24 protein-coding genes and 1 pseudogene are annotated in these 25,155 nt (G+C 64.8%); 10 read left to right on the top strand and 15 right to left on the bottom strand.

All coding sequences use genetic code 11. The features are described 5' to 3' along the window. Positions 1 to 207: 207 nt before the first annotated feature. Both tpiA and secG read left to right on the top strand, forming a co-directional pair. Positions 208 to 1,023: a triose-phosphate isomerase gene (tpiA, locus tag ABIB35_RS14605; protein WP_354182534.1), complete on the top strand. Its 816-nt coding sequence runs from the start codon at positions 208 to 210 to the stop codon at positions 1,021 to 1,023. 64 nt (positions 1,024 to 1,087) lie between these two features. Continuing rightward, on the top strand, positions 1,088 to 1,339 hold the full coding sequence (gene secG, locus ABIB35_RS14610) for a preprotein translocase subunit SecG (RefSeq protein ID WP_354182455.1): 252 nt from the start codon (positions 1,088 to 1,090) through the stop codon (positions 1,337 to 1,339). 64 nt (positions 1,340 to 1,403) lie between these two features. Here the strand turns inward: secG and pgl are convergent, their stop codons facing one another. Genes pgl through tkt form a run of 6 tightly spaced genes read right to left on the bottom strand, consistent with a single transcriptional unit; the run spans position 1,404 to position 9,664 of the window. Next, positions 1,404 to 2,228: a 6-phosphogluconolactonase gene (gene pgl / locus ABIB35_RS14615; protein WP_354182456.1), complete on the bottom strand. Its 825-nt coding sequence runs from the start codon at positions 2,226 to 2,228 to the stop codon at positions 1,404 to 1,406. Continuing rightward, positions 2,225 to 3,160: a glucose-6-phosphate dehydrogenase assembly protein OpcA gene (locus tag ABIB35_RS14620; RefSeq protein ID WP_354182457.1), complete on the bottom strand. Its 936-nt coding sequence runs from the start codon at positions 3,158 to 3,160 to the stop codon at positions 2,225 to 2,227. Before ABIB35_RS14620 ends, pgl begins: the two co-directional genes overlap by 4 nt. Next, complete coding sequence (gene zwf, locus ABIB35_RS14625) at positions 3,157 to 4,701, bottom strand: glucose-6-phosphate dehydrogenase (protein ID WP_354182458.1); 1,545 nt, start codon at positions 4,699 to 4,701, stop codon at positions 3,157 to 3,159. The genes ABIB35_RS14620 and zwf overlap by 4 nt, the downstream gene beginning before the upstream one ends. Continuing rightward, positions 4,702 to 6,330, bottom strand: a complete 1,629-nt coding sequence (locus tag ABIB35_RS14630; RefSeq protein ID WP_354182459.1) for a phosphoglucose isomerase-related protein — start codon at positions 6,328 to 6,330, stop codon at positions 4,702 to 4,704. 4 nt (positions 6,331 to 6,334) lie between these two features. Then, positions 6,335 to 7,450, bottom strand: a complete 1,116-nt coding sequence (gene tal, locus ABIB35_RS14635) for a transaldolase (RefSeq protein WP_354182460.1) — start codon at positions 7,448 to 7,450, stop codon at positions 6,335 to 6,337. A 24-nt stretch (positions 7,451 to 7,474) separates the two neighbouring features. Beyond that, a complete protein-coding gene (gene tkt, locus ABIB35_RS14640) occupies positions 7,475 to 9,664 on the bottom strand; it encodes a transketolase (protein ID WP_354182461.1) in 2,190 nt (729 codons plus the stop codon). Between the two features lie 439 nt (positions 9,665 to 10,103). Between tkt and ABIB35_RS14645 the strand changes: the two genes are divergently transcribed. Next, complete coding sequence (locus tag ABIB35_RS14645; protein ID WP_354182535.1) at positions 10,104 to 11,000, top strand: heme o synthase; 897 nt, start codon at positions 10,104 to 10,106, stop codon at positions 10,998 to 11,000. Positions 11,001 to 11,113: 113 nt separating this feature from the next. On the opposite strand, the gene ABIB35_RS14650 is transcribed toward ABIB35_RS14645, so the two are convergent. The 4 genes from ABIB35_RS14650 to ABIB35_RS14665 all read right to left on the bottom strand — a co-directional run bounded on the left by ABIB35_RS14650 (position 11,114) and on the right by ABIB35_RS14665 (position 14,432). After that, the gene (locus ABIB35_RS14650) at positions 11,114 to 11,536 is read right to left on the bottom strand and encodes an excalibur calcium-binding domain-containing protein (RefSeq protein WP_354182462.1); all 423 of its coding nucleotides are present in this window, start codon (positions 11,534 to 11,536) and stop codon (positions 11,114 to 11,116) included. A gap of 174 nt (positions 11,537 to 11,710) precedes the next feature. Beyond that, on the bottom strand, positions 11,711 to 12,733 hold the full coding sequence (locus ABIB35_RS14655) for a COX15/CtaA family protein (RefSeq protein WP_354182463.1): 1,023 nt from the start codon (positions 12,731 to 12,733) through the stop codon (positions 11,711 to 11,713). Positions 12,734 to 12,738: 5 nt separating this feature from the next. Beyond that, on the bottom strand, positions 12,739 to 13,482 hold the full coding sequence (locus tag ABIB35_RS14660) for an ABC transporter permease (RefSeq protein WP_354182464.1): 744 nt from the start codon (positions 13,480 to 13,482) through the stop codon (positions 12,739 to 12,741). Further along, positions 13,479 to 14,432, bottom strand: a complete 954-nt coding sequence (locus ABIB35_RS14665) for an ABC transporter ATP-binding protein (protein WP_502915799.1) — start codon at positions 14,430 to 14,432, stop codon at positions 13,479 to 13,481. Before ABIB35_RS14665 ends, ABIB35_RS14660 begins: the two co-directional genes overlap by 4 nt. 133 nt (positions 14,433 to 14,565) lie before the next feature. On the opposite strand from ABIB35_RS14665, the gene ABIB35_RS14670 reads away from it, so the two are divergent. The 6 genes from ABIB35_RS14670 (at position 14,566) to ABIB35_RS14695 (ending at position 20,224) form a co-directional block, all read left to right on the top strand. Further along, complete coding sequence (locus tag ABIB35_RS14670) at positions 14,566 to 15,345, top strand: helix-turn-helix transcriptional regulator (RefSeq protein ID WP_354182466.1); 780 nt, start codon at positions 14,566 to 14,568, stop codon at positions 15,343 to 15,345. Then, entirely contained in the window at positions 15,345 to 16,820 is a 1,476-nt protein-coding gene (gene sufB / locus ABIB35_RS14675) for a Fe-S cluster assembly protein SufB (protein ID WP_354182467.1), read from the top strand. Before ABIB35_RS14670 ends, sufB begins: the two co-directional genes overlap by 1 nt. Further along, positions 16,820 to 18,151 carry a Fe-S cluster assembly protein SufD gene (sufD, locus tag ABIB35_RS14680; RefSeq protein WP_354182468.1) on the top strand — a complete coding sequence of 444 codons (1,332 nt, stop codon included), beginning with the start codon at positions 16,820 to 16,822 and terminating at the stop codon, positions 18,149 to 18,151. The genes sufB and sufD overlap by 1 nt, the downstream gene beginning before the upstream one ends. A 107-nt stretch (positions 18,152 to 18,258) precedes the next feature. Beyond that, positions 18,259 to 19,056 (top strand): Fe-S cluster assembly ATPase SufC, encoded by a 798-nt coding sequence (sufC, locus tag ABIB35_RS14685; protein ID WP_354182469.1) that lies wholly within the window; start codon positions 18,259 to 18,261, stop codon positions 19,054 to 19,056. Between the two features lie 38 nt (positions 19,057 to 19,094). Further along, positions 19,095 to 19,424 (top strand): metal-sulfur cluster assembly factor, encoded by a 330-nt coding sequence (locus tag ABIB35_RS14690; RefSeq protein ID WP_229965736.1) that lies wholly within the window; start codon positions 19,095 to 19,097, stop codon positions 19,422 to 19,424. A 116-nt stretch (positions 19,425 to 19,540) separates the two neighbouring features. Then, a complete protein-coding gene (locus tag ABIB35_RS14695) occupies positions 19,541 to 20,224 on the top strand; it encodes an HAD family hydrolase (protein WP_354182470.1) in 684 nt (227 codons plus the stop codon). Here ABIB35_RS14695 and ypfJ read toward each other — a convergent pair. The 5 genes and pseudogenes from ypfJ to ABIB35_RS14715 form a co-directional block, all read right to left on the bottom strand. Continuing rightward, positions 20,221 to 21,123, bottom strand: a complete 903-nt coding sequence (gene ypfJ, locus ABIB35_RS14700; protein WP_354182471.1) for a KPN_02809 family neutral zinc metallopeptidase — start codon at positions 21,121 to 21,123, stop codon at positions 20,221 to 20,223. The two genes, ABIB35_RS14695 and ypfJ, sit on opposite strands and share 4 nt — an antisense overlap. 7 nt (positions 21,124 to 21,130) lie before the next feature. Continuing rightward, the gene (locus tag ABIB35_RS14705; protein WP_354182472.1) at positions 21,131 to 21,793 is read right to left on the bottom strand and encodes an energy-coupling factor transporter transmembrane component T; all 663 of its coding nucleotides are present in this window, start codon (positions 21,791 to 21,793) and stop codon (positions 21,131 to 21,133) included. Positions 21,794 to 21,803: 10 nt separating this feature from the next. Then, a complete protein-coding gene (locus ABIB35_RS18770; RefSeq protein ID WP_502915804.1) occupies positions 21,804 to 22,094 on the bottom strand; it encodes a hypothetical protein in 291 nt (96 codons plus the stop codon). After that, positions 22,095 to 22,433 (bottom strand): annotated as a pseudogene (locus tag ABIB35_RS18775) (ATP-binding cassette domain-containing protein); the annotation flags it as partial. It lies immediately after the preceding gene. A 140-nt stretch (positions 22,434 to 22,573) separates the two neighbouring features. Beyond that, on the bottom strand, positions 22,574 to 23,197 hold the full coding sequence (locus ABIB35_RS14715; protein WP_354182474.1) for a biotin transporter BioY: 624 nt from the start codon (positions 23,195 to 23,197) through the stop codon (positions 22,574 to 22,576). Between the two features lie 231 nt (positions 23,198 to 23,428). Between ABIB35_RS14715 and ABIB35_RS14720 the strand changes: the two genes are divergently transcribed. Further along, entirely contained in the window at positions 23,429 to 25,027 is a 1,599-nt protein-coding gene (locus tag ABIB35_RS14720; protein WP_354182475.1) for an ABC-F family ATP-binding cassette domain-containing protein, read from the top strand. Positions 25,028 to 25,155: the final 128 nt, after the last annotated feature.

Raw genomic sequence — 25,155 nt, forward strand, 5'->3', positions numbered from 1 at the left:
TCGGCCCCGGGGGGGGGGGGCCCCCCTGTCCCCCCTCCCCCGCCCCCCCGCCCGGCGGCCGCCCGCCCGCCCACCCCCCCCCCCGCGGGGGGGGGGGGGGGGGGGGGGGGGGCCCCCCCCACTTCCATGTCCGCTCTTTCTGCCCGGACACAACATGGCGGATCCACATCCCATTTGATGAAGATATATGAAACCGGAGCGAAGAAGATGACCACCTCGACCAACGGCAAGTTTGATCGGACACCGCTTATAGCGGGCAACTGGAAGATGAACATGGACCATGTCCAGGGCATCACCCTGCTGCAGAAGCTTGCCTGGACGCTGAAGGATGCACAGCACGACTACAACCGTGTGGAGGTGGCGATTTTCCCGCCGTTCACTGACCTGCGCAGCGTGCAGACCCTGATCCGGGGCGACAAGCTTGATCTGGAATACGGTGCGCAGGACCTCTCTCCGAAGGACTCCGGCGCCTACACCGGGGATGTGTCAGGCCAGTTCCTCTCAAAGTTGGGCTGCAAGTACGTCCTGGTGGGCCACAGCGAACGCCGGACCGTGCACGGGGAAAGCGACGAACTGCTGAACGAAAAGCTCAAGGCGGCGTACCGCAACGATCTGGTACCCGTGCTCTGCGTGGGCGAGGGGCTGGAAATCCGCAAGTCCGGTACGCATGTGGCGCATACCCTGGAACAGGTCCGGAGTGACCTCGCGGGCCTGGACGCAGACGCCGTTTCCGCCCTGGTCATTGCCTACGAGCCGATCTGGGCCATTGGTACCGGAGAGGTGGCCGGACCCGAGGACGCGCAGGAAATGTGCTCTGCCATCCGCAGCGAGATCGCGGACCTGTACGACGATGCCGTCGCGGCCAAGACCCGTTTGCTCTACGGAGGGTCTGTTAAGGCACAGAATGCGGCGAGCATTCTGAAGGAACGGGACGTTGACGGCGTGCTCGTTGGCGGCGCCAGTTTGGATGTCACCGAATTTGCTAATATTGTCAGGTTCGAACATCATCTGGTGACCGACTGATTTGCAGCTGACCTGCACCGCAGCGTAAGTCTCCGATCCATGAGTCACCCCCGAAAGGCCTTACGTGGAAATTCTGAAGATTATCCTGCTGGTTCTTCTCGCGATCACCAGCCTGCTGCTGACGCTGCTTATCCTGCTCCACAAGGGACGCGGCGGCGGCATGTCCGATATGTTCGGCGGCGGTATGACCAGCAGCATGGGTTCATCAGGTGTAGCTGAACGCAACCTGAATCGCTTCACCGTGGCCCTTGGCCTTTCCTGGGGCGTCGTGATCGTTGCTCTGGGACTGATCCAGCGCTTCTCCGGCGAAGCCTGATTCTGAACACTTAAACCACAACAGCCCCGGAGATCCGCAGGGATCTCCGGGGCTGTTTGTTTAACTAGTCCTCCGTGTCAGGGCCGTCTCCCTCAGGATCCAGCAGACGGTCGGACAGCTGGGACGCTGCAGACTGGTCGATGAGCCAGCGGGTCTTTCGTCGTCCCCGGGGACCGGCTGCGGGAACCTGGACAAGTCCGGCGCCGGCCAGGGCCAGGCCCACGGCCCCGGCCTTGTCCTCGCCGGCCACGGTCAGCCATACTTCCTCAGCGGTGTTGATGGCTTCCATGGTCAGCGACACCCGTTCCGGCGGCGGCTTGGGCGCATTGTGTACGGCAACCACTGTTTCCCCGACGGTCCGCACACCGGCCATTTCGGGAAACAGTGAGGCGACGTGGGCATCAGGGCCCACACCCAGCAGTAGCACATCAAACCGGGGGAGGCGCGGATCAACCTGCTCAAAGCCGGGGGCCAGCTCTTCTGCAGCAGCGGCATCCGCCAGCGCCAGCGCGTACGCGGCCGCGGCCTCCTCAACGGAAGCCACCTCATCGGCTGCCGGCACCGGATGGACCCGGTCAGGATCAACGGGCAGCTGTGAGAGCAGGGCTGCGTCGGCCTGGACTGCGTTGCGGTCGGGGGAGTCCGCCGGCAGGAAGCGTTCATCACCCCACCAGAAATTCACCCGGCTCCAGTCCACGGCACCACGAGCAGGAGCGGTGGCAACGGCGTCGAGCATGGCAATACCCACGGTCCCGCCGGTGAGCACCACAGTGGCGACTCCGCGGCGGCTTTGCACGTCCACCAGCTTGGTGATCAGCCGCGCGGCTGTAGCTGTGGTTAGGGCAGAAACATCCGGGTGGATGCTCACCCCGTTCGGAGAATGCCTCATGCGGTGGTCCCTTCCTGGGACAGGCAGGCTGCCAGTCCCTGCGTCAGTACTTCGCCGTACACTTCGTCAGGATCCAGCCGGCGCAGTTCCTCCGCCAGGCAATCGCGCAGGTTCCGGCGCGGCAGGGCAATCTGCTGCTCCGGCTGTCCGGGCTGGGTGAGGTGAGCCGTGATCTGGTCCGGTCGGAGGAGCTCCACATTGCCGCCGGAGCGTTCGAAGACCACCTGCCGGATGCCGGTTCCGCGTTCACCCTCGATGATCTTGACCGGCACCTTCAGGGCGTGCTTCAGCCACGCGGCAAGGAGGAAGGTGCTGGCCGAGTCGGATGCGCCGGCCACCGTGACGGCCTGGACCGGGTCCGGTCCGGCCCCGTCCAGCACAGCTGCCAGCTGGATCCGCCAATTGGTCAGGCGGGTCCAGCTCAGGTCAGTGTCACCGTCCGCGTAATCCTCGCCCAGCGCCAGGAGCGCCTTCTTCGGGTCGTCCTCGGTGGCGGCATCGGTGATCCGGCGGTGGGCAATGGCGCCCAGAGGTGTCTGCGCGGGGTTCTCCGGAACGCCGTGCGGCCACCAGACCACAATGGGAGCATCCGGCAGGAGCAGCGCAGAGACCAGCGACACGCTTTCGCGGGCCAGCTCGCCGTGCCCGTACAGGACAATGACCTCGGAGGCGCCCGCGTCGCCGCCCACGCGTATCTCTGCGTCGAGTCGGGTCTCATCATCAGTGGAGCCGTCGGCCAGCACGATAATCCGGCAGGGATGTTCCCTGCTGGCCTCATTGGCTGCGGCGATGGCTTCCTCGACAAAGTCGGGCTGGGTGTCCACCACCAGGGTCAGCACACGCCCCAGGGTCACCACCCCGCCCTTTTCGCGCATGGCCACAATCTCTTTGGATACCTTGGACGTTGTTGTGTCCGGCAGTTCTACAATCACGGCCTTCTCCAGGTCCTTCCGTCTTGGGCAAGCAGTTCATCGGCGGACTCCGGGCCCCAGCTGCCGGGTGCATACGGTTCCGGCTGGGTACCCAGGGACGCCCAATATTCTTCGAACGGATCCACGATCTTCCAGGACAGCTCAACTTCCTGGTGCCGGGGGAACAGGGGCGGCTCACCCAGCAGAACGTCCAGTATCAGGCGTTCGTAGGCTTCCGGGCTGGATTCGGTGAAGGAGTGTCCGTAGCCGAAGTCCATGGACACGTCCCGGACTTCCATCTGGGTGCCGGGAACCTTGGAGCCGAAGCGGATGGTGGCGCCCTCATCGGGCTGTACGCGGATGACCACGGCGTTCTGGCCGAAATCATGGTCATTGTGGTCGCGGAAGAGCAGGTTCGGAGCCCGCTTGAAGACCACCGCAATTTCCGTGACACGCCGGCCCAGCCGTTTCCCGGCCCGTAGGTAGAACGGAACCCCGGCCCAGCGGCGGGTATTGATGTCCAGCCGGATCGCAGCGAAGGTCTCGGTGGTGGAATCCGGGTTGAAACCCTCTTCCTCCAGGAAGCCGGTGACCTTTTCTCCGCCCTGCCAGCCGCCGGTGTACTGCCCGCGGGCGGAGTGCTTGGAAAGGTCTTCGGGCAGCCGCACTGCAGCGAGGACCTTTTCCTTTTCGGCCCGCAGATGGTCGGCGTCGAAGGAAATCGGTTCTTCCATGGCCGTCAGCGCCAGCAGCTGCAAAAGGTGGTTCTGGATGACGTCGCGGGCGGCGCCCACGCCGTCGTAATATCCGGCCCGGCCGCCAATGCCAATGTCCTCGGCCATGGTGATCTGGACATGGTCCACAAAGTTCGCATTCCAGATCGGCTCGAAGAGCTGATTGGCAAAGCGCAGCGCCAGGATGTTCTGGACGGTTTCCTTGCCCAGATAGTGGTCGATCCGGAACACGGAATCCGCCGGGAAGACCGATTCCACCACGTTGTTCAGTTCCCGGGCGGACTGCAGGTCATGCCCGAAGGGCTTTTCAATGACCACACGGCGCCACTTGCCCTCGGAGGTCTTGGCAAGACCATGCTTTGAAAGCTGCTGGCAAACCTCTTCAAAGGACTTTGGCGGAACCGAAAGATAGAACGCGTGGTTGCCGCGGGTGCCGCGCTCCGCGTCCAGGGTCTCCAGGGTCTTCTTGAGCTTGCCGAAGGCGTCGTCGCTGTCAAAGCCGCCCTCAACAAACCGGATGCCTTCAGCGAGCTGCTTCCAGACGTTCTCATCAAAATCGGTGCGGGAATGGCTTTGCACCGATTCCTTCACCTGGGCGGCAAAGTCCTCATCGCTCCAGGAGCGGCGGCCAAAACCGACCAGCGAGAAGCTGGGCGGCAGCAGGCCGCGGTTGGCGAGGTCATAGACGGCCGGAATGAGCTTCTTCCGGGCCAGGTCGCCGGTAACCCCAAAAATCACCAGGGAAGAGGGGCCCGCGATGCGGGAGAGACGGCGGTCGCGCGGGTCCCGGAGCGGATTGGCCGCAGTGCTCTTTTCATCAGCCGCCATTTACGAGCGACCGCCTTCAGCGGCCAGGTCCCGAACGGCAGCTTCGAGTTCCCGGACGCCCTGTTCCCGATTGAGCAGGTTCAGTCGCAGCACCGGCCGGCCCTGGTCGGCAAGGACGGAGGCATCACCGGCCGCCTGTGCGGTAATCAGCTGACCGAAGGAGAAGGGTCGGCCGGGAATGTCCAGGTCGGCCTGCGGGGCCCCGGTGATCTGCAGGTAGACACCCTGTGCGGGTCCGCCCTTGTGGAACTGTCCGGTGGAGTGCAGGAAGCGCGGTCCCCAGCCGAAGGTCACCGGACGTCCGGTGGCTGCGGCGAGCTCCGGCCGAAGGTCGGCCAGCTCCGCCTGGCGGTTCCGGTCCAGATACGCCTGGATGCTGAGGTAGCCGTCAGATCCGAGCTGCTCCAGCAGAGCCGCCAGGGCTCCGCGCAGCGTATGGGTATCACCGAGCATCTCTGCCGGCCCGCGGACCTCCACCGATCCGTCGACGAAAGTCGGCTCGGTGGGTTCCGGACGGGCATCCAGCATGCCGCGGGCGGCTATTTTGGCCGCCTCCACATCCGGCTGGTCAAAGGGATTGATGGCCAGAAGGCGGCCCGCTACGGCGGTCGCAAATTCCCAGAGCATCATGGAGCCGCCCAGAGAGCCTGCCACCACCACCTGATCGCCCTCCGGAGCGGCGTCTGAATCGACGGCCACCAGACGTGCGGTCAGTACGTCGGCGGCGCCGGAGGAGATCTCCGGTGCACCGGGTTCGACGACGACGGGCAGCAGTCCGGTGCCGAGCTTGCCGGTGGATTCGGCAATGAGCTGCTCGGCCCAGTCGGGGAAACCGACCAGTCCGGAACCCTCGTCCACGAGGACAATCTTGTTGCGAAGCGGGTCGGTTCCGCCCAGGGCGGCGCCGAGCTGCAGGCCGATGTTGGCGCCGTCGTTGTCGCTGAGGATTTCCAGTGCATCCTCGGCGTCGTCCAGCAGTGCCCCGATGTCCGCGCCCGCCAGTCCGGAGGGGACCAGGCCAAAGGCGGTGAGGGCCGAATAGCGGCCGCCGACGTTCGGATCCGCGTTGAAGACGGCACGGTAGCCGGTCTCCCGGGCTGCACCGTCCAAGGGGGAGCCGGGGTCGGTGACAATGACGATCCGGGACTTGGCGTCAATCCCGGCGTCGGTGAAGGCCTGTTCAAAGGTGCGCCGCTGGGAGTCGGTTTCCACTGTGGAGCCGGACTTTGACGAGACCACAATGACGGTCTCGGCCAAGCCGGTTGCCAGGGCGGTGCCCACTGCGTCCGGATCCGTGGAATCCAGGACGGTCAGGTCCACCCCGGCGGTGCGGGTAATAACCTCCGGCGCCAGGGAAGAACCGCCCATGCCGGCGAGGACCACACGGGTCACTCCCTCGGCGGCCAGTTCTTCCCGAAGGCGCAGGATCTGTCCAACGAGCGGCCGGGAGGCTTCTGTTGGATTCAGCCATCCGAGCCGGATGGAAGCCTCCGCTTCGGCGTCGGGACCCCACAGGGTGGGGTCCTGGGCCAGGAGGCGGGCTGCGACGTCGTCACGGACCAGGGCAGGTACGTTCTTTTCGACGGCGGCAAGCGCTGCTCCGGCTGCTTCGAAGGACAGTGTGGTCATTTTTCTATGCCTCTTTCGCGGTATCCAGGGCGGTCTGAACGGTCTTCAGGAGTTCTCCCCAGCTGACCACGAACTTGTCCAGGCCTTCGGTTTCCAGCTGCTCCACGACGTCAGTGTAGGAGATGCCGAGCCCGTCCAGCTGATCCAGGACGGCGCTGGACTCCGCGTAGGTGCCGGTGATGGTGTCACCGGTGACGACGCCGTGGTCCGCAGTGGCGTCCAGGGTCTTTTCCGGCATGGTGTTCACCGTGTGCGGTGCAACCAGCCCGGTGACGTACAGGGTGTCCGGCAGTGCCGGGTCCTTGACGCCGGTGGAGGCCCAGAGCGGACGCTGGGCGTTGGCGCCCGCTGCGGCCAGCACGGACCAGCGCTCGGTGGCGAACTGCTCCTCGAAGACCTGGTATGCCAGGCGGGCGTTGGCCAGGCCGGCCTTGCCCTTGAGTGCCTTGGCCTCGTCCGTGCCGATGCCATCCAGGCGCTTGTCGATTTCCGCATCGACGCGGGAGACAAAGAAGGAGGCCACGGAGTGGATCTTGGACAGGTCGTGCCCATTTTCCCGAGCCTGCTCAATGCCCACCATGTAGGCGTTGATGACCTCGCGGTAGCGCTCCAGCGAGAAGATCAGCGTGACGTTGACGCTGATGCCGGCGGCCAATGTGGCGGAAATGGCCGGCAGGCCTTCCTCGGTGGCCGGAATCTTGATGAGCACGTTGGAGCGGCCAACCTTGTCAAACAGCTCGCGGGCTTCCTTGACGGTGCCCTCGGTGTCGCGGGAGAGGCGGGGATCAACCTCGATGGAAACGCGGCCGTCCACGCCTGAGGTGGCCTCGGCCACGGGGGCGAAGACGTCGCAGGCCTGCAGGACGTCGTCGGTGGTGATTTCGAAAACGGCCTTGTCCACGTCGGCGCCGGAGCGTGAGAGCTGCTGTACCTGGGCGGCGTAGGACTCGCCGTTGGCCAGGGCTGCAGCGAAGATGCTCGGGTTAGTGGTGACGCCAACTACGTTCTTGTGCTCGATGAGGTCCTTGAGGGATCCCGAGACAATGCGTTCGCGGGACAGATCGTCCAGCCAGATGGAGACGCCGGCTTCGGAGAGCTGTGCGGTGGGTGTGGAAGTCATGAATTAGCTCCTAAGTAGCTGGAATTACTTCTGGTCGCCGGTTTCGGTGGACGTCTCGCCTGACGGCGCGGCGGTGGTGCCCGACGGCGGGGTGTCCGAGCCGCGAGCTGCCGCCAGCGAATTGCGTGCTGCCTCGGCGACCGCCTCGGCGGTGATGCCGAACTCGCGGTAAAGGGTCTTATAGTCGGCGGAGGCACCGAAGTGCTCCAGAGAGACGCTGCGGCCGGCGTCGCCCACGAGTTCGCGCCAGCCCTGGGCAATTCCGGCCTCAACCGAGACGCGGGCCTTGATGCCCTTGGGAAGGACAGTTTCGCGGTACTGCGCATCCTGCTTGTTGAACCACTCGACGCTGGGCATCGAGATCACACGGGCGGCGATTCCCTCTGCCGCCAGGGCTTCGCGGGCCTGCACGGCCAGCTGGACCTCGGAACCTGTGCCAATGAGGATGACGTCCGGGGTAACAACTGCGCCGTCACGGACTGCTTCGGCCAGGATATAGCCGCCGCGGGACACTCCCTCTGCGGAGGCAAAGGAATCGGCGGTGGCTGCGCCGTCGCCGCGGACGTACGTGGGAATATTCTGGCGGGTCAGCACAATGCCGGCCGGGTTTTCCGTGTTTTCCAGGATCGTCTTCCAGGCCACGGCAACCTCGTTGGCATCACCGGGACGGACCACATCCAGTCCCGGAATCGCGCGCAGTGAGGCCAGCTGTTCCACCGGCTGGTGGGTGGGGCCGTCTTCGCCCAGACCAATGGAGTCGTGCGTCCACACGTAGATGGAGGGCACACCCATGAGGGCGCCAAGGCGGATCGCTGGACGCTGGTAGTCGCTGAAGATCAGGAACGTGCCGGAGAACGCGCGGGTGCCGCTGTGCATGGTGATGCCGTTGACGATCGACGCCGCAGCATGCTCGCGGATGCCGAAGTGCAGCACCCGGCCGTACGGGTTGCCGGACCAGGCGTTGGTCTGCTTGCCGGCCGGGATGAAGGAGGGTGAGCCCTCAATCGTGGTGTTGTTGGACTCTGCGAGGTCCGCGGAGCCGCCCCAGAGTTCAGGCAGAACCGGGCCGATGGCGGAGAGCACCTTGCCGGAGGCAGCGCGGGTGGACATTTCCTTGCCCGCTTCGAACTCCGGAAGGGCCTTTTCCCAGCCCTCGGGAAGCGTGCCGTTGCTGATGCGCTCCAGGAGGTCGGCGCCTTCGGGGTTGGCGGTCTTCCAAGCGTCGAAGCCCTTGTTCCAATCGCAGTGCGCCGCAGCGCCGCGGGCCACCACCTGGCGGGCATGCGCCAGGACCTCAGGATCCACCTCGAAGGACTTCTGCGGGTCGAAGCCCATGATTTCCTTCAGCGCGGCCACCTCGTCCTTGCCGAGGGCGGAGCCGTGGATCTTGCCGGTGTTCTGCTTGTTCGGTGCCGGCCAGCCGATGATGGTGCGCAGCGAAATGATGGAGGGCTTGTTGGTCTCGGCCTTGGCGGCGAGCAGCGCGTTGTACAGCTCATTGACGTCCTCGACGTACTCGCCGGTCTTAGTCCAGTCCACGCGCTGGGTGTGCCAGCCGTAGGCTTCATAGCGCTTGAGCACGTCTTCGGTGAAGGCAATGTCAGTGTCGTCTTCGATGGAGATGTGGTTCTCGTCATAGATGACTACAAGGTTGCCCAGTTCCTGGTGGCCGGCCAGCGAGGATGCCTCGCTGGTCACGCCTTCCTGGAGGTCGCCGTCGGACGCGATCACCCAGATGGTGTGGTCAAACGGGCTCTGCCCCTGCGGCGCGTCGGCGTCGAGCAGGCCGCGCAGGCGGCGCTGGGCGAACGCGAAGCCCACGGAGGAGGCCAGGCCCTGGCCGAGCGGGCCTGTAGTGATTTCCACGCCGTCGGTGTGGCGGTACTCGGGATGGCCCGGGGTCTTGGAGCCCCAGGTGCGCAGCGACTCGAGGTCTTCGAGCTCCAGTCCGTAGCCGGAGAGGAAGAGCTGGATGTAGAGCGTCAGGGAGGTGTGCCCGGGGGAGAGGACGAAGCGGTCCCGGCCGGTCCACTTCGGATCCGAGGGATCGTGGCGCATCATCTTCTGGAACAGCAGGTACGCTGCCGGTGCCAGGCTCATAGCTGTGCCCGGGTGTCCGTTGCCCACCTTCTCAACGGCGTCGGCGGCCAAAACACGGACCGTGTCCACGGCCTTGCGGTCCAGGTCTGTCCAGCTCAGTTCTTGCTCTTCCATATGTGGCACGTTTACCGGGCCCCTCTCTACTACAGATGACCGGCGCCCACGACGCCGGAGACTCCTGGGTGCGCTGGTTCTCCAGCGCACCCGGTTCCTTAACCACAACAACAGGCTGATCAGGAAAATCGTTACCGGGATGCGGCAAATTCTTTCTCCTGAACGGTCCCGCACGGTGCTGTCCGGCGGCAATTTACCAGCCGCGGGAAAGGTCCGCTCCAACCTTATCCCTTGGGAAGTGCCAATGGGCGTATCGTTTACGGAAGTGCGACTGGCCGCGCCGTGCCGAACCGCCGGGGGTGCGTCAGCTCGGGGCTTCGTTTTCTACAGCCGATAGAGGCTATGATGATGGTGGACTTTTCCGGCCCAGATTGGATGATGTGATCGCCCCGTGACAACGCAGCAAGCCCCCGCCGAACTTCCGGTGTATACCGGCAGGATGACGGCAGGCCGTAAGCTCCGGGCCTACGTAGCACTCACCAAGCCCAGGGTCATTGAACTGCTGCTGGTGACGACGCTGCCAACCATGATTTTCGCCGAGCGCGGACTTCCGGACCTGTGGCTCGTTGTCTTCACCATGATTGGCGGCGCCCTGGCGGCAGGCAGTGCCGGCGCATTCAACTGCTACATTGACCGCGACATGGACAAGCTGATGCAGCGGACCAAGAACCGTCCGCTTGTCACCGGCGAGGTATCTCCGCGTGAGGCCTTGGTGTTCGCTTGGGTGCTGGGCTTCATTTCCATTGGCCTGCTCTGGTTCGGCGCCAATCCGCTGACCGGCCTCCTGGGTGTCGGCGCGATCCTGCTGTATGTGGTCTTCTACACCCTGATCCTCAAGCGCCGCACCACCCAGAACATTGTCTGGGGCGGTGCCGCCGGCTGCATGCCGGTGCTGATCGCCTGGGCGGCCGTCACCAACAGTGTGCAGTGGCCGGCGATCATCCTCTTTATGATCATCTTCCTGTGGACTCCGCCGCACTACTGGCCGCTGTCCATGAAATACGGCGAGGACTACCGCAACGCGTCAGTGCCGATGCTGGGTGCGGTGGCCGGAGCCAAGACCGTTTCGGTCCAGGTTGTCCTTTATGCCTACGCGACCGTAGCCTGCTCGCTGCTGCTGATTCCGGTGGGAGGCGCCGGGTGGGTCTATACGCTGGCCGCCGTGCTGTCCGGGGTCTGGTTCCTGGCTGAGACGCACCGCCTGCACACTCGGGCACAGCGCGAAAACCTGACCGACAAGACCGCCATGAAGGTCTTCCACGGGTCGATCAGTTACCTGACGATCCTGTTCCTGGCCCTGGCCGTGGACCCGTTTGTGGGTTCCGCGCTCCTGTAGACCGCATACGGGGCGGGTAGGTTCCATTTCCCAAGTAAAGGGCCGGAGGATTACCTCCGGCCCTTTCTGTGTATCAGCCGGTGCGGGTGCCGCCCCTGCCCGGCTCAGCTCACCTAGCGCTTCTCGCAGGCAATGCCGTCCTTGTCCCGGTCACTCTTAGTGTTGGCTGCATAGAGGGCATTGTTCTTGGTGAAGTTGGTGACGGGCTTGGTTTTGCCCTGCACTTTGTCCTTCGCTCCGACTTTGCCGACCCCGTGGGGGTACACCCGGTTGAGGGCGGTGCAGTTGGCGAACTTCTTGGCCGCCGCTGGCTTGGCTGCTGCCGCAAAGATGGAATTGTTGCTGCTGAGGCTCGAAGCGGCGTCAACAGCGGCGGGTGCGGTGATTGACATCGAAGCAGCGTTGCCAACTGCGGCTGGGGAAGCTGCTGTTGCCGGACCGGCGCCCAGGGCCAGGACGGAAGCGACGGCGATAATGAGCCCCGCGCCTGCCCGCCGGGCGGGTGAGGGGCGGGAGGAGGCAGGGATTTTCAGCATTGTGAGACCGTTCGTTTCCGGGGAATGGGCGGGAGAGTCCTCCCACGCCTGCGTGATCCTACCTCAGGCCGTCCGTAGGAGTGACATCCGCCACGGGGAGCCTGCTCTGCGAAACGCTTGTGGGATACGAAAGGGCCGGGCTCCAGCTGGAACCCGGCCCCTGTCTACGGTTGGTCAGGGCATCCGGGAAACGGGGGTGCCCGTCTGCGCTGGAGCGGGGTCCGTGCCGGGAACCCGCCGGGCAAAACCGGTGAACACCACGTGGGCAGCGGCGCCCGTGAGCAGCGACGCTCCCAGCATGTGAAGCCCCACCAGAACGATCGGCAGGTGCATGAAGTGCTGTGTGTAGCCAATCACGGCCTGGAGCAGTACAACGGCGGTCAGCAGGAGCAGCGAGGAACGCAGGCGGCCGTCCGTTGCATGCCGGTACACCAGATAGAGGGTGACGATCAGAGTGAAGACCAGCAGGTAGACGGGAACCACGTGCAGGCGGGTGATCAAATCAGGATCCAGCCCGTTGCGCGCTGCTCCGTGGTCTCCGGCGTGGGGGCCGGAACCGGTAACAACGACGCCGAGCAGCACGGACAGTGCCGACAGCACGCCCAGCGCCCCCAGCAGGGGACGCAGCGTGCGCGTAGCCAGGGGGCCGTTGGCAGTGGTGAGCTGCTGCGGGGAGAGCCAGGCGCGGTTGACCAGCACCGTGGCCAGCACAATGAGGACCATCGACAGGATGAAGTGTCCACCCACAATCCACGGATTCAGCCCGGTCCAGACGGTGATGCCGCCCAGCAGTGCCTGCGCGGGAATTCCGGCCAGCAGGGCAATGGACAGCCTGAACAGGTCCCGGCGCTGCGCCCGGATCTTCCAGACGCTGAACACCATGGCAAAGGCGACGGCGGCCAGGACAAAGGTCAGCAGCCGGTTGCCGAACTCGATGATCCCGTGGACGCCCATTTCCGGGGTGGTGGTCAGCGAATCGGGGGTGCACAGCGGCCACTCCGGGCAGCCAAGCCCGGAGGCGGTCAGCCGCACGGCACCGCCGGTGACGACAATGGCGATATTGGCCACGAGCGAAGCTACGGCAAAGCCGCGCACCGTCTTGGGAACTGCAGGTTTGGTGTCTGCAGCCACTGCGGAGGCAGCGGTTCCGTTTGCGGGCAGCGGGGTACCCGGCTGGCGGGGGGATGTTGGTGACACGGGATTTAGCTCCATTTGAACCAGCGGACGGCGGCAAGGCCACCCAGGATTGTCCACGCGAGGAGGATCAGCGTGGCGGGGATGTTGAAGGCGGAGTCGATCAGGGCGGATCGCATGGCTTCACCGAGGGCTGCCGAGGGCAGGATTTCCACGAACGGCGCCATGACCTCGGGCAGGTTTGACGCCGGAATGATGATACCGCCGACGGCTGCGAGGAGTATCCAGAGCAGGTTGGTTACGGCCAGTGTTGCCTCCGGACGTGCGGTCCCGGCAACGAGCAGGCCCAGCGCCGTGAACGCTGCAGCCCCGATCAGCAGTGACACCAGCCCCAGCGGAATTCCGCTCCAGGACGGCTGCCAGCCCAGGAAGGCGGCCACAATGCTCACCACCAGCACTTGGATCGCGAGGACGGCGACGACGGCGATTCCCTTGCCGGCGATGAGGCCGGCCTTGCCCAGCGGTGTGGTGGAGAGGAACCGCAGGACGCCGTAGCGCCGGTCAAAGCCGGTGGCGATTCCCTGGCCGGTAAACGCGGTGGACATGGCGCAGAGAGCCAGGATGCCCGGCGTCGCCATGTTCACCCGCGAGGTGCCGTAGCCGTCAAGGATGGGAGTCACCGACAGGGCAATGAGTGCCATCAGGGGCAGGAAAACGGCCAGGATCAGCTGCTCGCCGTTGCGGAGCATCGTGATGGCCTCGTAGCGCCCCTGGTTCAGGATGCGCACGGGCAGGGAGGCGGGGGCACTCATCGGATGTCCCTTCCGGACAGGTCGAGGAAGACGTCTTCCAGTGTTCGTGAGGCCATGTGCAGTGCCGAGGGAAGGATGTCCTGCCTCGCCCACCAGGACGAGAGCGCGGCAATGTCGGCGGGCGTGATTGGCCCGCGCAGTGTGTAGTGTCCGGGAGCCGTTTCTCTGGCACCGAGATGGGGAAGCCCGGCTCCCGTGAGATTAAGTCCCGGGGCGGCGTCGAAAGTCAGCAGCCGCTGATCGGCCAGTTCGCCGGTCTGGGCGGTCAGTTCGGCCACGGTGCCCGAGGCCACCGTCTTGCCGGCGTCGATAATGTAGACGTAATCGGCGAGTTTCTGCGCGTCGTCCATCAGATGGGTGGTCAGGATGATGCCCAGGCCGTCGTCGCGCAGTTCGGTGATGAGGTCAAAGACGATCTGCCGGGACTGCGGATCCAGGCCGGCACTGGGCTCGTCCAGGAACAGAACTTCCGGGCGGCCAATCAAGGCTGCGGCCATGGCCAGACGCTGCTTCTGCCCGCCGGACAGGCGCCTAATGTTGGTGTTCGCAAAGCTGCCAATACCCAGTCGTGCCACCAGCTCATCCACCGGGCGGGGATCCGCATACATGGAGGCGATGTGGTGCAGCAGGGGTACCGGGCGTGCGGCCGGGGGCAGGCCGCCGTCCTGGAGCATGACGCCCACGCGGCTGCGCAGCTGCGCCCCCGCTCCGTAAGGTTCCTGGCCCAGCAGCAGCACTTCGCCGCCGTTGATGGGCTGCAGCCCCTGCGCGCATTCCAAAGTGGTGGTCTTGCCTGCGCCGTTGGCGCCAAGCAGAGCGGTGACGGCGCCGCGGCGGGCGGAGAAATCCACGCCGGCCAGCACCCGGATCATTTTGCCGTCGAGACCGGCTACCGGACCGCAGTCCTTTATGAGGCCTTTTATGGTCAGGCAGGGTTCATCGTTAGGCACGGTCATATTCTACGTTAGGTAGTACTGCTCACTGGACCCGTCCGGGTGGCTCGCGCAGAAGCGTCCTGTGGTGGGAAGCCTGTCCTTAGTGGCGGGACGGAACAGATTAGGTCATGATTGTGTTGTGTATTCTATGAGCAACTCTGAGCCGAAGGCAGTGGCCAAACCGGCAACAGCCGAGGCCGAGGAACGTACCCGGGACCGTGTCCTGGGGGCGGTGCTGGAGCATGGCCCGGTAAGTGCTGCGGAGCTTGGCGAACGGCTGGGTTTCACACCCGCGGCAGTGCGCCGGCATCTCGATGCGCTTTCCGTGAAGGGCCTGATCGAAGTCAAGCGGGTGAATAATCCGTCCTCCGGTGCCGGGCGGCCCGCCCGGCGCTATGTCCTGAGCAAACAGGGGCAGGCATATTTGGGTAATGACTACCTGGATATCGCCACTGAGGCCCTGCGCCAGCTTGGCCTTGCGGCCGGGCCGGAAGCCATTGAACGGTTTGCCGCGGATCGGTTTGATCGGATGGAAGAACGCTACCGTCCTGCGGTCGAAGCCGCCGGACCGGCAATCCAGGACAAGGCGGAGGCCTTGGCTGCTGAGCTGACCAAGGACGGATTTGTTGGCTCAACCACCATGATTGGCACGGCGAAGCAGCCCAGCACGCTGCTCAGCGTCCAGCTCTGCCAGGGACACTGCCCCATCCAGGGGCTAGCCAGCGCTTACACGGTCTTCTGCGACAAGGAAACCGAAATTTTTGCCCGACTGCTGGACGTGGACGTCCGTCGACTGTCCACGCTCTCCCGGGGCGGGCATGTTTGTACGACCCACATACCCGTGGGCCGCACCAGGAACGAGGCGCACGTCCCCGTGCACGCCGAAACCAACCAGTCCACATCCATTCATCAGCAAGAAAGGCCGTGATGACGGATCAAGCAACCCAGAAGTCAACGGCACCCGCCGCGGTGCCGGACTCTGTGATTACAGACATCCTGGAGAAGAACCCTGAACTTGAGGGAATCGGTACCTACGAATACGGATGGGCCGACTCCGACGTCGCGGGTTCCAATGCCCGCCGCGGGCTCAGCGAGGAAGTCGTCCGGGACATCTCGGCGAAGAAGAACGAACCCCAGTGGATGCTGGACCTTCGTCTCAAGGGTCTGAAGTACTTCGACCGCAAGCCCATGCCGACCTGGGGCGCAGACCTCTCCGGCATCGACTTCGACAACATCAAGTACTTTGTGCGCTCCACGGAGAAGCAGGCCAACACCTGGGAAGACCTGCCCGAGGACATCCGCAACACGTATGAGAAGCTCGGCATCCCCGAAGCTGAGCGCGGCCGCCTGGTCTCCGGCGTGGCAGCACAGTACGAGTCCGAGGTTGTCTACCACCAGCTCCGCGAGGATCTGGAACGCCAGGGTGTCATCTTCCTGGACACGGACACCGCCCTGAAGGAACACCCGGAGATGTTCCAGGAGTATTTCGGCACGGTCATCCCCGTGGGCGACAACAAGTTCGGTTCACTGAACACTGCCGTATGGTCCGGCGGTTCCTTCGTCTACGTCCCCAAGGGCGTCCACGTGGAGATCCCGCTGCAGGCTTATTTCCGTATCAACACGGAAAATATGGGCCAGTTTGAGCGCACCCTGATCATTGCGGACGAGGATTCCTACGTCCACTACATTGAGGGCTGCACCGCCCCGATCTACACCTCGGATTCGCTGCACTCCGCCGTGGTGGAAATCATCGTGAAGAAGGGCGCCCGCGTCCGTTACACGACCATCCAGAACTGGTCCAACAACGTGTACAACCTGGTCACCAAGCGTGCCATTGCACACGAGGGCGCCACCATGGAGTGGATCGACGGCAACATCGGTTCCAAGGTCACCATGAAGTACCCGGCTGTCTACCTGGTGGGCGAGCACGCCAAGGGCGAGACCCTGTCCATCGCTTTTGCCGGCGAGGGCCAGCACCAGGACACCGGATCCAAGATGGTCCACATTGCCCCGAACACCAAGAGCTCCATCATCTCCAAGTCCGTGGCCCGCGGCGGCGGCCGTGCCGCTTACCGCGGCCTGGTCCAGGTCCGCGAAGGCGCCAAGCACTCGGCCAACACCGTGCGCTGCGACGCCCTGCTGGTGGACACCATCTCCCGCTCTGACACGTACCCGTACGTTGACATCCGCGAAGATGACGTCACCATGGGCCATGAAGCCACTGTTTCCCGCGTCAGCGAGGAGCAGCTGTTCTACCTCATGTCCCGCGGCCTTCCCGAGGACGAGGCAATGGCAATGATCGTGCGCGGCTTTATTGAGCCGATCGCCCGTGAACTGCCGATGGAATACGCCCTTGAACTCAACCGCCTCATCGAACTCCAGATGGAAGGAGCCGTCGGTTAATGTCGAAGCTTAACGACGTCGTCGAAACCGTGACCGAACAGGTCAGCAATGCCGTGGAGGGTGTCAAAGCCCGGATTGGCGCACCCTCAGGGAGCAGCCGGATCCGGATTGACGGATTCACCGAAGAGGGAGAGAACCTTTCTCCTCTGAACGAGTCCTCCTCGGTCCTCGGCGGCGACAGCACCAAGTCCCACAGCCACGGCGCAGGGGCGGGAATTCCGGATAGCTCACGCGCCGGACGCCTGACCTCCTACACCCGCGGCGACTTCGGCAAACTGACCGGACGTGAAGAGGACTGGCGGTTCACCCCGCTTAAGCGCCTTCGCGGCCTGCACACCGCTGAACTGACCGGAACCGCCCCCGAGGTGGCCGTTGTGGCACCCGAGGGCGTCCGCGTGGAAAACGTGGCCCGCACGGATGCCCGCATCGGTTCGGCCGGCATCCCGGAGGACCTGGTGGCAGCTGCCGCCTGGGAAGCCTTCGCCGAAGCCACCGTTGTCACCATTCCGGCTGAAACCGTCGTCGAGGGCAGCACCACGCTGACCATGACCGGTGCCGGCAAGGATCCTGCCGCCCAGCACATCGTCATCACCGCGGAGAAGTTCTCCAAGGCGGTGGTGGTCCTGGACCATAAGGGAAGCGCCACGCTGTCCCAGAACGTGGAAATCGTTGTCGGCGACGGCGCTGAACTGACCGTTGTGTCGGTTCAGGACTGGGACGACGACGGCGTGCACGCCTCCGCCCAGTACGCCAAGCTCGGCCGCGACGCCAAGTTCAAGCACGTAGTGGTCAGCCTCGGCGGAGACCTGGTGCGGATCACGCCGTCGTCGCGCTTCACCGCTGTTGGCGGCGACGTGCAGATGTTCGGCCTGTACTACGCCGATGCCGGGCAGCACCTGGAGCAGCGCCTGTTCGTGGACCACGCGGTTCCGAACTGCAAGTCCCGCGTCATGTACAAGGGCGCCCTGCAGGGCCGCGATGCGCACACCGTCTGGGTGGGTGACGTCCTGATCCGCAAGGAAGCAGAAGGCACCGACACATACGAGGTCAACCGCAACCTGCTCCTGACCGACGGCGGCCGCGCCGATTCCGTGCCGAACCTGGAAATCGAAACCGGCCTGATCGAGGGTGCCGGCCATGCCAGCGCCACCGGCCGGTTCGACGACGAGCACCTGTTCTACCTGATGGCCCGCGGCATCCCCGAGGATGTTGCCCGCCGCCTGGTGGTCCGCGGGTTCCTCAACGAGATCATCCAGCAGATCAGGGTTCCGGCACTGGAAGAACGCCTCACTGAGGCCGTCGAGCGCGAGCTCGCCGCAGTCGAGAGCTAGCACACGTTCCCCGGAAGCCGCGCCGGCTTCCGGGGAACCAAGCTGCACCCACACTTTTTGAAGCTTAAATACGCACCAGAGCGTGCAAAGGAGAAAGCGTAACTCGTATGTCTACTCTTGAGATCAAAGATCTTCACGTCAGCATTCTGACTGATCAGGACGTCAAAAAGCAGATCCTGAAGGGCGTCAGCCTGACCATCAACACCGGTGAGACCCACGCCATCATGGGCCCCAACGGCTCCGGCAAGTCCACGCTGGCCTCCACCATCGCCGGACACCCTCGCTACATCGTCGACAGCGGCTCCATCACGCTCGACGGCGAAGACGTCCTCGCCATGAGCGTTGACGCCCGCGCCCGCGCCGGCCTGTTCCTGGCCATGCAGTACCCGGTCGAGGTTCCCGGTGTCACCATGACCAACTTCCTGCGCACCGCCAAGACCGCACTCGACGGCGAAGCCCCCTCGCTGCGCCACTGGACCAAGGACGTCAAGGCGGCCATGACCCAGCTGCGCATCGACGCCGACTTTGCCTCGCGCAACGTCAATGAAGGCTTCTCCGGCGGCGAGAAGAAGCGCGTGGAGATCCTCCAGCTCGAGCTCTTCCGCCCCAAGTTCGCCATCCTCGACGAGACCGACTCCGGCCTGGACGTTGACGCACTGAAGGTTGTCTCCGAAGGCGTGAACCGCGAGCACTCCAAGGGCGAGATGGGCACCCTGCTCATCACTCACTACACGCGGATCCTGCGCTACATCAAGCCGGACTTCGTCCATGTGTTCGTTGACGGCCGCATCGCCGAGCAGGGCGGACCCGAACTGGCCGACCGCCTCGAAGAAGAAGGCTACGACCGCTTCACGGGTGCCAATGCCACTGCCGCCACGGCTACCGCCAACGCCCTGAAGGCCTAGGCTTAACCCTGTCCGCTACAACTGCCAAGGAGCAGATGATGAGTGAGTCGAATCTGGCCCAGACGTCCCTTGAAGACGTCGAAGAGGCCTTGAAGGACGTCATCGACCCGGAGCTGGGCGTGAACGTGGTGGATCTGGGTCTGCTCTACGGCCTGCGGTACGCCGACGACGGCGCGCTGCTGATCGACATGACGCTGACCACGGCTGCCTGCCCCCTGACCGACGTGCTCGAAGAGCAGGTTGGCCAGGCACTGGACGGCGTCGTCGATGACTGGCGCCTGAGCTGGGTCTGGATGCCGCCGTGGGGCCCTGAGAAGATCACGGACGACGGCCGCGACCAGATGCGCGCGCTGGGCTTCAATATCTAGAGCAGCACGCACAAAAGCAGGCAGGGCCGCTTCCCCGGCAACGGGGGAGCGGCCCTGCCTGCGTGTCGGGTACTTTTCGGCGCCCCGGCCCCAGGCGGAGTGTTACCGTCTGGCGCATGGGGAATTTCGACTTTCACGATGACTACATGGCCGCCTGGAATGGCTGCGGCCCAGCAGCGACTGCGCTGTCCCGTTCCGGAACCTGGTATGTCTTCGACTACGGGATGGTTGTTTCCACGGCACCGGAGCCGGCAGACTGGGTGGCGCTGGAACGGGAAACAGGCCTGAAGCTGGCACAGGCGTCAAGCCCCTACTGGGCGCACCGGGAAGGTTTCGACGCCGGCGCGCTTGAAACCGCCGAATACTGGGCCCGGGTGCTGGGCAGACCGGCGGACGCGGAACAGCTGGAGAAGCTGGAGGAACTGGACGCCGCGCAGTGGTCCCACCTGAATTGCGCGACGCTGTCCGTGCTGGAGACCTTGGCCGGCGAGGGGGCGCAGCTTGCGCTGCTCTCCAACATGCCCGCCGGAATGTCCGAACGCTATCTGGATGGTTCGCCGTGGTCAGGGTACTTCGCCAAGATGTTCTTCAGCGGCAAGCTGGGCGTGGCCAAGCCGGACCGCCGGATCTTCGCTCATGTCCTGGCAGACCTGCGGGCGGCGCCCCGTGACGTGGTTTTTATTGACGACAACGAACCGAACATTGATGCAGCGCGGGCACTGGGCATACGTTCAATCCACTTCACTCCTGAGACGGACCTCTGGCGGGAACTGGCGGCAGCCCCAGTCCGCGACAGCTAGGGATTGTCCAGGTCCGAGGAAGTAAACGTGTCGCACGAGGTGATGCTCCCGCCGTCGTAACCCTGCATAAACCAGGCCTGCCGCTGGTCCCCGGAGCCGTGGGTCCAGCTTTCCGGATTGACCTGGCCGGTGGCCATGGACTGGATCCGGTCATCACCAATTGCGGAGGCGGCGGAGAGGGCATCCTGCACATCCGCGGCCGTCAGTTCCGCGAGGAACGGTTCGGTACTGCCGGGGGCCGGGACGGAGGCGGAGTTGCCCGCCCAGAGCCCGGCATAGCAGTCGGCCTGCAGCTCGGTCCGGACCGCGGCGGAGTCGGCGCCGCGCGGATCTGACGCCGAAGCGCCCAGCACTCCGGTGAGGTTCTGGATGTGGTGGCCAAATTCATGGGCCACCACGTATTCCTGGGCGAGCGGCCCGCCGGAGGCGCCGTACTGGGCCACGAGCTCGTCGAAGAACGCTGTGTCGTAGTACGTCTGTTCGTCCGCGGGGCAGTAGAAGGGGCCCACCGCGCTGGTGGCCGATCCGCAGCCGGTGTCGGTGCGTCCGGTGAAGAGCGCGACGCCGGGCTCCGTGTAGGTCAGGCCCTGCGCGGCCAGTGCGGGCTCCCAGAAGCTGTCCAGGCTTTCAGCGGTCCCGACGATCCGGCAGTCCAGGCGCTCGTTCGCATCCGCACCGTCCAGGCAGCCGGAGATGCTCTCCGTATAGCCCGAACCGGTTCCGGCTGGGTTCCCGCCGTCGCTGAGGCCCAGCCCGTCCACCACATCCGATCCGAAGATCAGGGAGAGGATGAGGATCAGTCCGCCGCCCAGCCCGCCGCCCACAGCAATACCTTTGCCTTTCCCGCGCCGGTCACTGACGCGGGAGGAGTCCAGCCGTGCATTTTCGTTAAAACTCATGCCCCGATTATCCCCGACGGTCAGCCTGCTTGTGTTCGGGCACCGCGGCCCTCTCAGAGGGTTCACCAATTCCGCGGGCCGCCAGGGCGTCGCCGGTCTGCTGCGCATAGACAACGGCCCGGATCACCACGGGAACGGTGAGCGCCCGCGGATTCCGTTCCAGACCCCGCGCCATAGCAGAGTGCCGCACGTCCTGTGCCGAGCCCAGCAGGAACGGAATGCTGCGCATCATCAGGGCCAGAGTCAGCCCAAACCGTTCCGGATCCGCGCCAAGGAATCGGAAGGGCCCGGCCAGCGCCACGAGTCCGTCCAGCAGTTCCTGCGGGGGCGTGGCGAGGGTCAATAGCCGCGCGGCTGTCACGCAGGCCACAATGTTCCCGATCACCAGCAGCGCGGCGGCGGGTCCGTTGGACCACGTCTGGAAGGCTCCCAGCAGCAGCAGGACCGGCCACATCATTTTTAGCGGCCGCCACCACTCCGAAAAGAGGCGCGCTGCGGCGTATGCGCCGAGGATCAGCAGAAGGGCCGCGCCCAGCAGGGGCAGCGACCGGAAGATCAGCACGGCGGCGGACAGTACGACGACGGCGGCAGCCTTGAGTCCCAGCGGTGCCCGGTGCACGGGGGAGCGGCCGGCCCGGTACGCACCGAGCAGGTGTGCCGATCCCCTCACCGCAGGCTCCTCACGGCTTGCCCCTGACGGCAGGCCCGCTGTCGGAGCCCAGCGCCAGCGATCGGTAGGCAGCCAGCGCAGCGTCGGAGCCGCCATCGAACACGATCCGGCCGTCCTCCACCACCAGGACGCGTTCGGCGTCCGCGGCAAAGTCCAGATCATGCGTGGTGTAGATGATCTGCTGCGGCAATTCGGCGAAGATTCGGCGCAGCTCCGCCGTGTTGCGCAGGTCCAGCAGGGTGCTGGGCTCGTCGGCCACGAGAACGTCCGGCTCGACGGCCAGCACCGAGGTCAGGGCCATCAGCTGACGCTCCCCGCCGGACAGGTCGTAGATGCTTCGGTCGGCCAGATGCAGAAGACCAAACGACGCCAGACGGACCTCCGCTGCTGCGCGGCGCTCCGCCCGGCTGCGGATGCCCGCGCGCAGGGAGAGCTCCACATCGTCGCGGCCCGTGGGCATGACCAGTTGGGAGAGGGGATCGGTGAAGACGAACCCCACTCTGCGCCGGACCCGGCTGCCGTGCCGTACCGTGTCCAGGCCGTCCACGGTCACGGTGCCGGTATCCGGTGCCAGCAGGCCGTTGAGCAGTTTCAGGAGCGTCGACTTGCCGGAGCCGTTGGCGCCGATCACGGCAATCCGCCGTTCGTTCAAGTCCAGTGTGACGGGGTGCAGAATCGGGCCGTTGCCTACGCCGGTGTGGGCGGCACGCTCGTCCTGCTCGGGGAAGGCCGAGGAGTCGGGGGAGCGGAGCACCGAGACATCCTGCAGGCGGATGTGCGTCATCCGCGGCGCGGGGCTGCGAGCCGGGGGAATGCGGTGAAGACGCTGACGCCTACGGCAGCTGCCAGCAGGTTCTTCAGCACGTCACCGGGCCAGAAGGCCATGTCGGCGACCAGGGCCGCTGGGAACTCCAGCTTCGCATTGATCATCAGTCCGGCGATGCCCATTGGATGCACAAAGATAAAGCTGGCCGCCATGGCTGCGGCGAACAGAAGAGGGAAGCGCGCCCGGCGGGTCCGGCGGAGAACTGCCCGGGACAGCAGGCCCACAGCAAAGGCCGCAGGGACAAAGGCAAGCAGGTATCCGGCCGACGGACCGGCCAGCACGCCCAAGCCGCCGGAGAAACCGCTGAAGATGGGTAAGCCGGCAAGACCCGCCGCCAGGAACAGGGCAACCGCTGCCGCGCCCCGCGAGGGCCCAAGGATGATCCCGGTCAGCATGACCGCCAGCGTCTGGAGCGTAATGGGAACCCCGGCGCCCAGGGGCACGCCCGGCAGCAGCGAAAAGGCGGCTACCAGGGCTGCAAAAACAGCTATGAGTGAGAGATCCGCAGCCGTCCAATGCCCGCGGACGGTTTCGTGGCGGCCGGTGGGAGCCGCGGTTTCAGCGGAGGAAGTGTTCATGGGAACTCATTTCGTAGGTATTCGACAAAGGTTGCTCGTGGCCTGCGCTGCCTGATGAGCCACGATGTCCTGTCGGACAGGCTGAAAACTGCGGCGTCCCTGTCGACACTAGCGGCGCAGAACCTCATTTTCCCTTGGAGGTTTTCTACAAATCGTTGATGGACGGTAGACTAGAAAGGCTGCCATCGCAGTTGAAGTTCTATCCCCGAACCCCCTCGAAAGGTCCACTGAGTGATTTCCGTATCTAATCTCGAGCTCCGTGCCGGCGCACGTTTGCTCATGGAAGCGGTCTCATTCCGTGTTGACAAAGGCGACAAAATTGGACTCGTGGGCCGCAACGGCGCTGGCAAGACCACTCTGACCAAGGTCCTGGCGGGAGAAGCCCTGCCAGCCGGCGGACACGTCAAGCGTGCCGGAGAAATCGGCTACCTGCCGCAGGATCCCCGCACCCCTGACATGGAGCAGCTGGGGCGGGACCGCATCCTCTCCGCCCGCGGCCTGGACAAGGTCTCCGCTCAGCTCAAGAAGTGCCAGGACGAGATGGCCAGCGAGGACCCGAAAATCTCGCAGAAGGCTATGAACCGCTATGACCGTCTGGAGGCCGAGTTCCTGGCCGCCGGCGGGTACGCCGCGGAGTCCGAAGCTGCAACCATCACTGCCAACCTGGCCCTGCCGGACCGGCTGCTGAACCAGCCCCTGAGCACCCTTTCCGGTGGCCAGCGCCGCCGCGTGGAGCTGGCCCGCATCCTCTATTCGGATGCTGAAACCATGCTCCTGGATGAGCCCACCAACCACCTCGACGCCGACTCCATCGCCTGGCTGCGCGAGTTCCTGAAGAACCACACCGGCGGCCTGATTGTGATCAGCCACGATACCGAGCTGCTCGAAGCCACGGTCAACAAGGTGTTCTCGCTGGATGCCAACCGCGCCACGATCGACATCTACAACATGGACTGGAAGCGCTACAAGATCCAGCGTGAAACGGATGAGCGCGCCCGCAAGCGCGAGCGTGCCAACACCGAGAAGAAGGCCGGCGTCCTGCTGGCCCAGGCCAACAAGATGAAGGCCCGTGCCTCAGGTGCATCCGCCGCGCAGAGCATGCTCAAGCGCGTGGACCGCCTTCTGGGCGGCCTCGACGCGGTCCGTGCCACTGATCGGGTGGCGGCTCTGCGCTTCCCGACACCCGCTCCCTGCGGCAAGACTCCGATGATGGCCGAGGGCCTCAGCAAGAGCTACGGCTCGCTGGAAATCTTCACGGACGTCGATCTTGCGATTGACCGCGGATCCAAGGTGGTTATCCTGGGCCTGAACGGCGCCGGAAAGACCACCCTGCTGCGGATGCTGGCAGGGGTGGACACTCCGGACACCGGAAAGATCATTCCGGGCCACGGCTTGAAGGTGGGCTACTACGCCCAGGAGCACGAAACCCTGGACACTGAGCGGACCGTGCTGGAGAACATGCGCTCGTCCGCTCCGGACATGGATGATGCCGAGGTTCGCAGCGTCCTTGGTTCCTTTATGTTCAGCGGCGATGACGTCGAGAAAAAGGCCGGAGTCCTCTCCGGCGGCGAGAAGACCCGCCTGGCACTGGCCACCATTGTGGCGTCCTCTGCCAACGTGCTGCTGCTGGATGAGCCCACCAACAACCTGGACCCTGCCTCCCGTGCGGAGATCCTGGGCGCCCTTGCCAGCTATGAAGGCGCAGTGGTGATGGTCAGCCACGACGAGGGTGCCGTAGCCGCTCTGAACCCGGAGCGGGTTGTGCTGCTGCCCGACGGCGACGAAGACCATTGGAACGAGGGGTACCTGGATCTTGTGACGCTGGCCTAGGACAGCGCAGCACCGGAGGACTCCTGACTCCCGGGTGCGTGCGGGGTGGATCCACTGGGTCTGCACCCGCACCCCCGGCAAGTACGTCATCGCCTCCAAGGTCACTTTGTTGGATCATCAGGTGGCCG

The sequence above is a fragment of the Arthrobacter sp. UYP6 genome, from assembly GCF_040547315.1.
In the GTDB taxonomy this organism is placed as follows: Bacteria; Actinomycetota; Actinomycetes; order Actinomycetales; family Micrococcaceae; genus Arthrobacter_B.